At 31.6% G+C, this 11,707-nt stretch carries 16 protein-coding genes; 15 read left to right on the top strand and 1 reads right to left on the bottom strand.

All coding sequences use genetic code 11. The features are described from left to right. Nucleotides 1-103: 103 nt before the first annotated feature. From BR65_RS03800 to BR65_RS03760, 9 genes are all read left to right on the top strand, one after another. Complete coding sequence (locus tag BR65_RS03800; protein WP_034536797.1) at nt 104-2,224, top strand: peptidoglycan D,D-transpeptidase FtsI family protein; 2,121 nt, start codon at nt 104-106, stop codon at nt 2,222-2,224. Nucleotides 2,225-2,434: 210 nt separating this feature from the next. Further along, the gene (locus BR65_RS03795; protein ID WP_023178155.1) at nt 2,435-2,785 is read left to right on the top strand and encodes a hypothetical protein; all 351 of its coding nucleotides are present in this window, start codon (nt 2,435-2,437) and stop codon (nt 2,783-2,785) included. Nucleotides 2,786-2,809: 24 nt separating this feature from the next. Then, nucleotides 2,810-3,322, top strand: coding sequence for an MltG/YceG/YrrL family protein (locus tag BR65_RS03790; RefSeq protein ID WP_023178152.1), 513 nt, complete (start codon nt 2,810-2,812; stop codon nt 3,320-3,322). Nucleotides 3,323-3,466: 144 nt separating this feature from the next. Next, entirely contained in the window at nt 3,467-3,616 is a 150-nt protein-coding gene (gene rpmG, locus BR65_RS03785) for a 50S ribosomal protein L33 (RefSeq protein ID WP_034536796.1), read from the top strand. A gap of 169 nt (nt 3,617-3,785) precedes the next feature. Beyond that, nucleotides 3,786-4,088 (top strand): hypothetical protein, encoded by a 303-nt coding sequence (locus BR65_RS03780; protein WP_034536794.1) that lies wholly within the window; start codon nt 3,786-3,788, stop codon nt 4,086-4,088. 246 nt (nt 4,089-4,334) lie between these two features. Further along, complete coding sequence (locus BR65_RS03775) at nt 4,335-5,024, top strand: rhomboid family intramembrane serine protease (RefSeq protein WP_023178146.1); 690 nt, start codon at nt 4,335-4,337, stop codon at nt 5,022-5,024. Nucleotides 5,025-5,035: 11 nt separating this feature from the next. After that, nucleotides 5,036-5,248, top strand: a complete 213-nt coding sequence (locus BR65_RS03770) for a YqgQ family protein (RefSeq protein WP_023178144.1) — start codon at nt 5,036-5,038, stop codon at nt 5,246-5,248. Between the two features lie 24 nt (nt 5,249-5,272). Next, on the top strand, nt 5,273-6,247 hold the full coding sequence (locus BR65_RS03765; protein WP_023178142.1) for an ROK family glucokinase: 975 nt from the start codon (nt 5,273-5,275) through the stop codon (nt 6,245-6,247). Nucleotides 6,248-6,509: 262 nt separating this feature from the next. Next, nucleotides 6,510-6,992, top strand: coding sequence for a GNAT family N-acetyltransferase (locus BR65_RS03760; protein ID WP_244877143.1), 483 nt, complete (start codon nt 6,510-6,512; stop codon nt 6,990-6,992). Between the two features lie 286 nt (nt 6,993-7,278). Here BR65_RS03760 and BR65_RS13440 read toward each other — a convergent pair whose 3' ends face one another. After that, on the bottom strand, nt 7,279-7,596 hold the full coding sequence (locus BR65_RS13440; protein ID WP_051932635.1) for a helix-turn-helix domain-containing protein: 318 nt from the start codon (nt 7,594-7,596) through the stop codon (nt 7,279-7,281). A 351-nt stretch (nt 7,597-7,947) separates the two neighbouring features. Here BR65_RS13440 and BR65_RS03750 point away from each other — a divergent pair, with 351 nt between their 5' ends. From BR65_RS03750 to BR65_RS13800, 6 genes are all read left to right on the top strand, one after another. Continuing rightward, nucleotides 7,948-8,160, top strand: a complete 213-nt coding sequence (locus BR65_RS03750; protein WP_034536790.1) for a hypothetical protein — start codon at nt 7,948-7,950, stop codon at nt 8,158-8,160. A 247-nt stretch (nt 8,161-8,407) separates the two neighbouring features. Then, the gene (locus BR65_RS03745) at nt 8,408-8,848 is read left to right on the top strand and encodes a hypothetical protein (protein WP_034536789.1); all 441 of its coding nucleotides are present in this window, start codon (nt 8,408-8,410) and stop codon (nt 8,846-8,848) included. A gap of 794 nt (nt 8,849-9,642) precedes the next feature. After that, nucleotides 9,643-9,834: a hypothetical protein gene (locus tag BR65_RS03735; RefSeq protein WP_023178125.1), complete on the top strand. Its 192-nt coding sequence runs from the start codon at nt 9,643-9,645 to the stop codon at nt 9,832-9,834. 183 nt (nt 9,835-10,017) lie between these two features. Beyond that, nucleotides 10,018-10,407, top strand: a complete 390-nt coding sequence (locus BR65_RS03730) for a hypothetical protein (RefSeq protein WP_023178123.1) — start codon at nt 10,018-10,020, stop codon at nt 10,405-10,407. Nucleotides 10,408-10,618: 211 nt separating this feature from the next. Beyond that, the gene (locus BR65_RS03725; RefSeq protein ID WP_034536785.1) at nt 10,619-10,813 is read left to right on the top strand and encodes a hypothetical protein; all 195 of its coding nucleotides are present in this window, start codon (nt 10,619-10,621) and stop codon (nt 10,811-10,813) included. Between the two features lie 335 nt (nt 10,814-11,148). Next, nucleotides 11,149-11,307 (top strand): hypothetical protein, encoded by a 159-nt coding sequence (locus tag BR65_RS13800; RefSeq protein WP_023178119.1) that lies wholly within the window; start codon nt 11,149-11,151, stop codon nt 11,305-11,307. The last annotated feature ends 400 nt before the right edge of the window (nt 11,308-11,707 follow it).

The raw sequence follows: 11,707 nt of genomic DNA, 5'->3' as shown, positions 1-11,707 counted from the left end.
CATAGAATGAAGCGAAATAATTAAAGTTTTCTTTAATCAGTAGTTAATTCAGAACAAATTTGATACAATGAGACAAGTTAATTTGAACAGGAAGGTGTCATTTTTGAAAACAAATAAAAAGAACAATAATAAAAAGAAAAAGTCACATATTCCTTTTCGGTTGAATTTTTTATTCTTTACGGTATTTTTATTATTTGCTATGTTGATCCTACGATTGGGATATTTGCAGATTGTAAAAGGTGAGGAATTTGAAACAGAAGTTCAGAGAACAGAAACGACTTTAGCAACCGGAACTGTGCCACGGGGCGAAATCTATGATCATCAACACCGAAAGTTAGTTGGCAATGAGGCGCTTCAAGCTATTACGTATACAAGAGGAACTGGCGTTTCTGGTGAAGATATGGCTAAGATTGCTTTGAATTTGGCCAAGTATATTGAAATGCCAAATATTACTGAATTTGAACAAGGCAGTGATTTTGATTTATCGAAAAGAGACTTAAAAGATTTTTGGATCTCTTTGAATGAAGAAAAAGTAAATAAGCGTATCTCGGATAAACAAAAAGAATCATTAAGCGGTTCAGAATTGTACCAAGTTCAGGTGGATAAAGTTACCGATGAGGATATTCAATTTACTGAAGAAGAACAAGAAGCGGCAGCTATTTTTAAACGAATGAATAGCGCATACGCTTTGTCTACTATTAATATTAAAAGTGAAGATGTAACCAATGATGAAATTGCAAAAGTGAGTGAAAATCTTTTAACTTTACCTGGTGTTGATACTGGTACGGATTGGGTCAGAACTTATCCAGAAGAGAATATGCTCAAAAGTATCCTTGGAGACGTTACAAGCGAGTCTGAAGGTCTGCCAGAGAATAAAGCAGCCACTTATTTAGCACAAGGATACGCGCGAAATGATCGGGTAGGAAAAAGTTACCTTGAATTGCAATATGAAGAAGTGTTAAGCGGGTCAAAATCAAAATCGGAAACTGAAACCAATCAAAATGGCGATATCGTCAATACTATCCAAAGTTATGCTGGCGAAAAAGGCGATAACCTTGTCTTAACGACTGACATGGATTTTCAAAAAATTGTGCAAGACATCGCTAAACAATCTTTAGCTACCGAGAGTGAAGGGCTGAATGATAGCATATATGTTGTCGCAGCTGATCCAAATAATGGTGAAATTTTAGCGATGACCGGTCAAAAAAGGAATTCAAAAACCGGAAAAATTGAAGATCACACTTTAGATATTATTAATTCGAGTTTTCAAATGGGATCAGTCGTAAAACCAGCAACCGTATTAGCTGGATATATGGATGGAGCCATTACATTATCGGATAATGTATTAGTCGATGAACCTTTACAAATTAAAAGTTCTAAACCAATCAGTTCTGTATTTAATCGCTCGGGCAGCATTGCATTAAATGATATTACAGCGTTGGAGCGCTCTTCCAATGTTTACATGTCAAAAATAGCTTTGCGTATGGGTGGAGAATACGATTATTATAAAAATATGACCTTAGACATTGATTACAAGGCAGTTATTAAAAAAATGAGAAATTATTATGCTCAATTTGGATTAGGTGTGAAAACGGGAATTGACTTGCCAGGGGAAGGTTCAGGCTTTATAGGAACAGCTGATAATCCAGGATTGGCTTTACAGTTTTCTTTTGGTCAATATGATACGTATACACCGATTCAAATGCTGCAATACGTTTCAACCATTGCAAATGGCGGGAAACGCATTGCTCCTCGTCTAGTTGATGAAATTAGAGGAACAGATGCAGATGGAAATTTAGGCGCTATTCAAACCCAATTAGAAACAGAGGTTTTGAATATTGTCGATGTTGGAGAAGAAGAAATGGACCGTGTTCACCAAGGGATGTACCAAGTAGCTAATGGCGCTAACGGTTCAGCTACAAGTTACTTCACTGGCGCTGAATATACAATTGCCGGTAAAACCGGAACAGCTGAAGCTCCTTACTATGGGGATATAACAAGCAGAATAGGAGAACTGACAACTAACAGGACTTTTGTAGGATATGCTCCATATGATGATCCTGAAATTGCGATATTTGTCATTATTCCTTATCTGCCAAATACCAATAGTAATCACGAAAATACGATTGTTGCTCGTAAAGTTCTTGATGCTTATTTCCAAGTTGGCGATTATGCTGATCTTTCAAAAGAAATTGCTGATGAAAATGAGTCGGATACAGAATAACCAACATGTAAAAAGGTTTTGCCCTATCAAATAGGCAAAACCTTTTTTATACGTACATGGTTCAAATTTAACGAGTCCTTTACAAGGACACTATTCCTTTAGGTATAATTAACTAAAAGGATTAAATTATTAAGTTTATTTTACAGAGTATTTTTTTAAACTTAGGTATGTTAAACTTGATTTTGAGAATAAGAAGAAGAGGTGAAGTTAATGGACTTATGGATAATAGTGATTATCTTATTAGTCATTGCAATTGCATTAATGGGCTGGTCATTTTATAAAAAAGACAATGGCGAGAAAATTAAAGAAGAATTTGAAGAATTATCATTGCAATTGTTACAAGATATCTATAGTTTGAAAAAACGTGTTTCAATTTTAGAAGAAGAGTTAAATATTCAAACCAAAGAAACTCCTACTTCAGCTAAAATTCACGATGTTCTAAAAAAACATGTCATCAGTTTGTATACCCAAGGTGTAGCAGTAGAAGATATTGTTATGCAAACACGTTTATCTGAAGCAACTGTAAAGGTTGTTATTGATGAATATGTAAAAAGCAATTAATCTTTAATGAAGGAGAATGACAGAATGAGTAAACCGGCATTACGTTACTTATCATTAGGATTTTTAGTCTCGGCGATTGTTCTTGCAGGCTATCGACTTTTCCTTTATGATGCTCCAGCTGTTGCTTCAAAAGGTGAAGAAACGCAAGAGGTTGTATTAACTAAAGAAGAAGCATCCTATAAAGATAAGTATGAAGCATTGCTTGCTGAAACAGAAGTTGCTAATTTAGAAAAAGAATCTACAACAAGTGAATCTGAAGTTGTGGAAGAAGAAGCAACTAGTGAGTCAGCTGAAAGTGCAGAATCTGAGGTTGAAGAGCCTAGTGAAAAGAAAATTACGGTTGTAATCAATGATGGAGATCCAAGCAGCGTAGCTAGTCAACAATTAGCTGAACAAGGCCTGATTGATGATGCCTTTGATTTTGATAAATTTTTAGAAACTAACAGCTATGCATCACTTATCCGTCCTGGGTCATATGAAGTTTCAAGTGAAATGACCTATGATGAGTTGGCTAATGTGCTGATGGAGAATAATTAAATTAAAAAGAAGAGCGTAAAGTAAAAAAACTTTACAACCTCTAAAAAAATGCTGGCATGTTTAAATAAAAAGTGATATGATATTTAAGTCGGAAGACAATGAAAATATGTCTTCAAATACTGTTTAATGCTTGGAGGGAAAATCATGCGTGTAAACATCACATTGGAATGTACAGAATGTAAAGAACGTAATTACATCTCAAAGAAAAACAAACGTAACAATCCGGACCGTGTTGAATTCAAAAAATACTGCCCGCGCGAACGTGTTGTAACTTTACATCGTGAAACAAAATAACATTTTTGTTATTTCAATTCGCAAAAAATGAGATTAAATAGATTAAGACTTGAGTTTTTAACTCAAGTCTTTTTTTATATCCAATTTTTTACAAAAAGATCATTGTATTAGGTTCAATGTTGAGTATTTGCTATACTGAAAGTAACAAAATGAAAAGGTGGTTTTAAGAATGGATAAATGTGAAGTATTTTTAAGTAATGGAAAATCAATACTAGTCACTTGTTCTACTGAACAATTGCTGAATAAAGTAACAGATAAAGATGGAGAATTATTAGAGAATCTTGTTTTAATAGAAGAAGAAAGCGGAGCTTCTTGTTATTTAAACCCAAACCAAATTGTAACCGTTTCAGTTTCTCAATCAGAATCAGAACAAGATACGAACAATTCAAAAGAAGAGTCTGAAGGAGAACATACAGAAGAAAATTTAGATGCAATCCAAAACTTAAGTAAAGATATTGGAAACATGGAGTAACAACTTATAAACAACTGAATAAGGTAATGGAAAAAATACTGCTCAAGTTTAGATACAAATGCTAAACTTGAGCAGTATTTTTTAGTTTATCGTTTTAAAAAGGAACTTACGTATTTTTGCCAAGAATAAGATCCTTTATGTTATAATAAATGGTAAAGTTTGCTGATTATCAGATATGTAAAATCGATTAGGTAGATGATTTTAGTGAATAGAATGGAGTTGACTTTTTTGGAGTATCATACCAAAATGAAGATAAAGCGTTTTTTTAGAAAACCCGTGGTAACGTATGCTTTTTTATTTATTCAAATTCTAGCTTTTATTTTGATGACTTTGGATGGCGGAAGCACAAATACTGCTACTTTAGTGAAGTACGGAGCTAAGTTTAATCCTTATATTTTATTTGGAGAATGGTGGAGATTGATCACCCCAATATTCTTGCACATAGGATTTATGCATTTGCTCATGAATTCAGTTACCCTCTATTATTTAGGTGAACAGCTCGAGAGTGTATTTGGTCATTTACGTTTTGCTGGTATTTATTTACTCAGTGGAATAGCGGGAAATCTTGCGAGTTTTGCCTTCAGTGATTCTATATCTGCTGGTGCTAGTACTTCTTTGTTTGGATTATTTGGAACAGCTATTATGCTTGGTCAAACATTTAAAAACAATCCGGCAATCCAGCAAATTGCTAAAAGCTTTGGTACCTTGATCATTATTAATATCGTATTTGGGGTATTTAGTTCTTCTATTGATATGGCTGGGCATCTCGGCGGGTTAGCAGGAGGTTTTTTGATTGCGCATGCCATCAGTGTACCTAATCCAATGAAACATTGGAGGAAAAAGCGAATAATTTATGGCAGCCTTTTTGTTGTGATAATTATTATCTTGGCTCTTATAGGATACCTCTCTGCATCTACCGCAATCTTTGGACTTTAGGAAGTGAACTAATGAGAACATTATATGATGTACAACAGCTATTGAAGCGATTTGGTATTTTTGTCTATATCGGAAAACGGATATGGGATATTGAATTAATGATGGTTGAGATAAAGAAATTGCATGAAAATGGTTTAATAGAAAATGATGAATATTTACCCGCTTTACTTGTTTTAAAACGAGAACATCGAAAAGAAGTAGAATCAGAAACAAAAAATGATTAGAAACTTGAATGTGGAGGAATTAGAATGTCAAAGAAAATTATTGGAATCGATTTAGGCGGTACAACTGCTAAATTTGCTATTTTAACAAATGAAGGAGAGATTCAACAAAAATGGAGTATAGTAACGGATATTACCGATAAAGGTACTCATATTGTACCTGCCATCGTGGACTCTATTAATGAACAACTTGAAAAATATCAATTATCTCCTGAAGATTTTATAGGAATCGGCATGGGATCACCAGGTACGGTCGATCGTACTGAGGGAACCGTCATTGGTGCTTATAACCTGAATTGGACTACAAGCCAGCCTGTTAAACAATTGATCGAAGAAGGCACAGGTATTCCATTTGCTATCGATAACGATGCAAATGTAGCCGCTCTTGGTGAGCGTTGGAGAGGGGCTGGAGAAAATGAAGATGATGTTGTCTTTATTACTCTAGGAACCGGTGTTGGTGGAGGAATTATCGCTGGAGGACGTTTGGTCCATGGTATTGCAGGTGCTGCAGGAGAATTAGGCCATATTACAGTTGACCCAGAAGGATATGATTGTACATGTGGGAAAAAAGGCTGTCTCGAAACAGTAGCAAGTGCTACAGGAGTTGTCCGTTTAGCAAGAGACCTTTCAAATGAGTATTCTGGCGATTCTAAATTAAAATACAGTATTGATGATGGTCAATTGATCACGGCTAAAGATGTGTTTGATTTAGCAAAAGAGAATGATAAATTGGCAGTATCAGTCATTGATAAAGTGGCTTATTACTTAGGTATGGCTTGCGGCAGCGTCGCAAATGTATTAAATCCTTCTACTATTGTAATTGGTGGCGGAGTATCGCATGCAGGAGTATTTTTAACTGATCAAATTAAAACGTATTTTGATCAATTTACTTATCCTACGATTCGCAAAACAACAAAAATCAGATTAGCTGAATTAGGCAATAATGCAGGCGTTATTGGTGCAAGTTCTTTAATTAAAGAACATTTAAATGGTACATTATAAAACTTAAAAAATTGAATAAATAGCGTTAAAAAAAGTCACTAGTTTAAGACGATTGACGAGGCTTCTTAGGTAGGCTTCGTTAATCGTTTTTTTATATACTAAAATACAGAGAATAAAGAAAATACATGATTTTGAGAAAGATCGTATATTCAGGACCTCAAAAGAACGAAAAAATTAGTTTATAGGAGTGAATTATGAATAAAAATTTAACTAATCATAAAATAAACATTTATCCTATTAAGCCAAAAGATTTGGAAGTTATTTGGAAAATAGCTTATGGGCAGAAAAAAATAGTTGGATGAATTGGAATGGACCATATTTTAATAATCCTATTTATGAAAAAGCAGCATTTATTAATCAAGTTGGGGAAAAATGGATAGCGGAAGGCAATACTTGGAGCATTACATATAATAACGAAATTATTGGAACAGTTTCTTATTATTATGGTGATGGAAATTTAAATAAATGGCTTGAAGCTGGAATTTGTATATACAATCCTGAATATTGGAACAAAGGAATTTCTACTATTGCTTTAAAGTTATGGATTGATCATTTATTTGAAAATGTAACGAATTTACCTCACATCGGTTTTACTACTTGGTCTGGAAATAACGGAATGATGCGTGTAGGTGAAAAAGTAGGCATGACGTTAGAAGGAAGAATAAGAAAGGTTCGTTATTGGCAAAATCAATATTGGGATTCTATCAAGTACGGAATTCTTCGTGAAGAATGGAATAATCTATAGTTAAATTATCCATAAGGCTTTTTGTACCGATCCTTTTATGTTCCTATGTGAGTATATATAAGGATTTGGTATAACAAACTCTAGCTTTTAAGTAGTTATGATAATAGAGATTTAATAAAACAATGGGAGAGGAATAAATAATGAAAAAAAAGCTAACGTATTCATTAAAAAAGCAAATTGAATCTTTTTTTGATTTAGTTGGAACAATTTTCCATTCTATATTTTAATATAATTTTAACGAAAATAAAAAAGAACCTTGTAAGGTTCTTTTTTATTCACTACTATGTTAAAAAAAGACAGCAAAAAGAATAAGTGGTAGACCAAATCCTAAAATAAGTAGTTCAATAATATCTTCTGGCGTCATCTTAGAAATGGTTTCTAGAATACTACTAGTTGTTTTTTCCGGTGACGTTTTATTGAGTAAATCGTCTATGGAAAAATTATAAAATTCACTAAGTAGTTGGATCATTTCCAAATCGGGGATACTTTTACCTAACTCCCATTTAGATAATAACTGTCTAGAGATATTTAACTCTTTAGCGACAAAAGACTGAGACATTTTTCTGTCTTCACGTTCATATTTTAATCGTTCAGCTAACTCCATAAATTGAGCCTCCTAGTTTGTTAAGATAGATCTATACTTAATAGTTTCGCTTAAAATGACTAGTTCTGCAAGCAATAAATTGATGCAAACCCGCAACGAATTGGTGCATACATGCTGTAGGTTTGATTCATCATCGGTTCATTACATATCATTCACTAAAATACATTAAATTCTATAAAATAATGTATTATACCACTGTTTTTTGTTAAAATAAATTTATAAATATAGAAAAAATGGCTTGGAATGTTTTAAGAGGTCAGAAACGGGTACTGGGTCAGCAAGAAAAAATTTACTTATAAATAAAGTCACTATAGATTTTTTTATGAATTAGAAAACTGAAAGGAAGTAGTTATGAAAAATTATAAAAAGATTTTAGGCTATGTTTTAATTTTAGTAGCTGTATTACTATTAGTTCGTTTACCCAATATGGTCTATCCAATGCCTGATGAGGATGGAATGGATATTAACCTCTATATCCTAGAAGCGGTTTTAAACATAGTAAGGTATGTTGTTCTTTCCATATTCTCTTTTGTTTTAGGTATAAAACTTGCATTTAAGAATTAGATAGAATTTTTATTTGCTTATACATAAAAGTGCTTAGAATCATGTATTGCAAGAATAAGAGCTTTAGCATTTTTGATTAAGTGCTAAAGCTCTTATTTGTATTTATTTATGATTTTTGATAAATGTAAACCACTGGTTGCTAGATGTAAACCATTGTGTGCGTTACTTTCCAATCAAAGTGAGAGACAATAAGAGCTATAAATGAAGTCTTTCCATTCTTAATTTATAGTAACTAGGAGGCAGAGTAATGAAAAAGTATGATGACTATCAAAAATCTATGAGATATAAGTATGGCTATTTTTCCTTTCTATTTTTAAATAGCTTATTAGTATTAAATTATTTACTTGGATTATTTTTTAATTTGAAGTGGGGAGCAACTAAAGAGCTAGAAACCATGATTATACTGTTTGTAGTAGGAATATTTTTTGCAAATGCCTGTGTCTACCAAAATGCTTACTTTCATAAAAATGATGATAAAAAGAGCTACTCTTGGTTATTTTTAATAATAGGTGGAATCGGCTTATATACAACTTATCAAACTTATTTAATTTCTCCTGAAGAACTAATCATAAATGGGGAGATAGGCAGAGGAGCTATTCAATTATTTTCAGGTCTTATGTTTGTTTCTATTCCACTAACCTATTTTATAAGGAACAGAATAGATAGTAAAAGAAATAAAGACCAGTAGTGACCTTCAAGCTAAGAATTATGTTAAATAAGGTTTATATTAAGGGGAAAGGAGGCTTATAGTGAAGTTTATACAAAGAACAGTAGAACTTAAATGGCCTATATTGCTAGTTGAATTGTTTTTCTTGATTGGAGGAATTCTCCTCTTAATTAGCGGAATAAAATTGCAAAAAAAAAACAGAATAATAGCTTTAATTTGTGTGATTACTGGAAGCCTGCTTACGTTAATTTCTTTATACATTTTACTTATAACAGTCATATTTGGATATAATTCCTAATCAACTGCAATATAAATAAAGCATTAACTTTTAATAGTGTTTAATTATTTTACGGAGGTGTTAAGATGAAAAAATATCAAAAATTCCTGATAGTTGCATTGATAATATTGGCTATACTTATGTTTGCTCCTGTACTTTTATACTTAGTTTATAGTTGAATTGATACGTATACAAAATCTTGTTATTTCATGTATTTATGAAATGATAAAAGCTGATAAGAAAGGAATAACTATTGATGAAATTTAGTTTAACTTAAATCCTAGTTTCATGTCTCCTCTTATCTATAGTAACAATCATTATTGGTTATTTTTATGGGCCATACTTATTCCTATTCAAGATTTTGATCCTATAGATAGAGAAGAACTATTAAGAACACAAAAAGAGCTAGCATTGAATTATACAGTTGGGAAAAATATGCTCTATATTGGGTTCTTTGGTTTTATTTGTTCAGCAATTTGTCTGTTGTTAAATAAAATCAAGACCTTAAAAAATAAATTTAATAGGAGTTAGAGATTGAATGGGTCTTCCAACATTATTAAAAATTGTTACTGCGACGGATATGATGAGTATGATTATCCTTATTATTATGTGGGGAAATGAATTTTTAAATGGATACACTGACAACTTACTATTTAAAATTCTATTCATTTTGATTGGTTTTGTGCGTGTTTATTATTATATTAGAAAGTTAAAGTCCATAAATATATAGATAAAAAAATATTTCTTACTTGTAGGCTGGTTAACTGCCGCTTATTCATGTAAATAAACACACACACTTTGAGGAGTATATGTGTCATTATTGTCCAGTTAACTAATGCGCTTAATGATATAATTCATTTAAAAAATATTAGATAATAAAGTCAGATATGTAATTATTTGAGAGAGGTACAAAATGAAAAAATCTAAGCAATTGATTTTCACAAAAATTCTTTATAGTTTATTTACAATAATGACTATACTATCGCTTTTTATTGTTTATAAAAATAGCGACAATGATCTTTCTTTTAAATTCTTAGTAGGTTATATATTTCTTGTCTTCTTCATGCTAGCATACGTTCCTCTTATAGCCATTGTAAATACAAGGAAGTATAAATGGGTTTATATAAGAAAAAGTATCTTTAAATTTATTGCCTTATTTATTTTATTAAGTATTTTGAATTATGTTTTTGATTACATCATTAGGCCCTCTAAAATAGATTTATTCAGCATATTTTCTACTAGCGCAGGTTTATCTTTTGGTATTGCTTTTTTTAACATTATGTTTTTAAAAGAAGATAGATGAAATTAGATAAAATAATGTCTTTAGATATTAAAGCTGATAAATTACGTGCTAAGCAATCATAATTTTACATTTTGAAATGTTTGTATCTAAGGTGTTAAGATTCATCGCTTTGAGGAAAGGAATGAAGGCATGACTGTCACAATAAAGCGTAACACTGGTTGGGTTCGGTAAGGGTTCGAGAATTTCAGTAAAATTAAATGGAGAAAAAGTATTGAAGATTGCAGATTCTCAAAAAACAGAAATCATTATTCAAAATGACAAAGCATTTTTGCAAGTAACCCAATTCGGATCTAGAAGCAATAAAACAGAAGTTACAGACGGGGATACAGTTGAAATAACATCAGCAAGTAAGGAGTTATATACTTTATTACTCCTTACTTGCTTTTACTCTTATCCTGAATTTTAGTGCACATTCAACTTCACTTACATTTACAATGTATATAACCTTTCTTGTTTTTGGCTTCGTCATATTCTTTGGTAGTTTCTTTTTAGTAAATACATATCATCTAAAGATATTGGATAATAAAAGAAAAAATTGATCTCTTGATAAAAAATACATGAATTGTTTTAGAGATAAAATCACACATTGATATATGCAATTGTATAGATGTGTTTCCTAACACCGTTTAGGTTCTTCCAGTTCTTATAAAAAGAAACAAAATAAAAAAATTACAATAGTGTCAAAATAATTGTGGAGTGAAGTGTTTATTTCTAATCTCGACAATAAGGAGAGATAATCCAATGTTAAAATATATAGTCGCTAGTGGTATTGCTCTTAGTGCCCTATTTGTTTTATTAGAAATAGGGGTCAATATATTTGGGAATATGATAAAGATTAAGAGAGAAGCAGGAATTTCACTAAAAATTCAATTAATGAATGCAATAAAAAGTAAACAATGATCTGTATCTCCTTTATTTCAATCCAAGATAGATTTAATAAGATCTAATCGTTTTAGTGAATGGTACAAAAAGAGGACAAATTATATGGAAAAGTTTTTTTGAAAATGCTTTTGTCCATTTATGTTCTAATAAAAGATTTATTATTTGTCATTTTTTTCCTTGATCAACCCAATAATCGGTAATACCATCCAATTTAGACCAACTCCAACCAACGATAACGAGACCAATGACTGCTAAAAGCATTATTAACATTTTATCTCCTCCTGATACTTAATTGTTTATTTATAATAGTACATAGAACTAAACAAAGTAGTTTCCATAAAATCATATATCATTTTTATGAGAGAAGGGGGCATTTAAATGAGTTGCAACGTCCAACCATTATTGATTTCTTCACCCT

The sequence above is a fragment of the Carnobacterium inhibens subsp. inhibens DSM 13024 genome (genome assembly GCF_000746825.1).
Lineage (GTDB): Bacteria > Bacillota > Bacilli > Lactobacillales > Carnobacteriaceae > Carnobacterium_B > Carnobacterium_B inhibens.
Note: the sequence above shows the minus strand (reverse complement) of the source record. Positions and strands in the feature narration are given on the sequence as shown.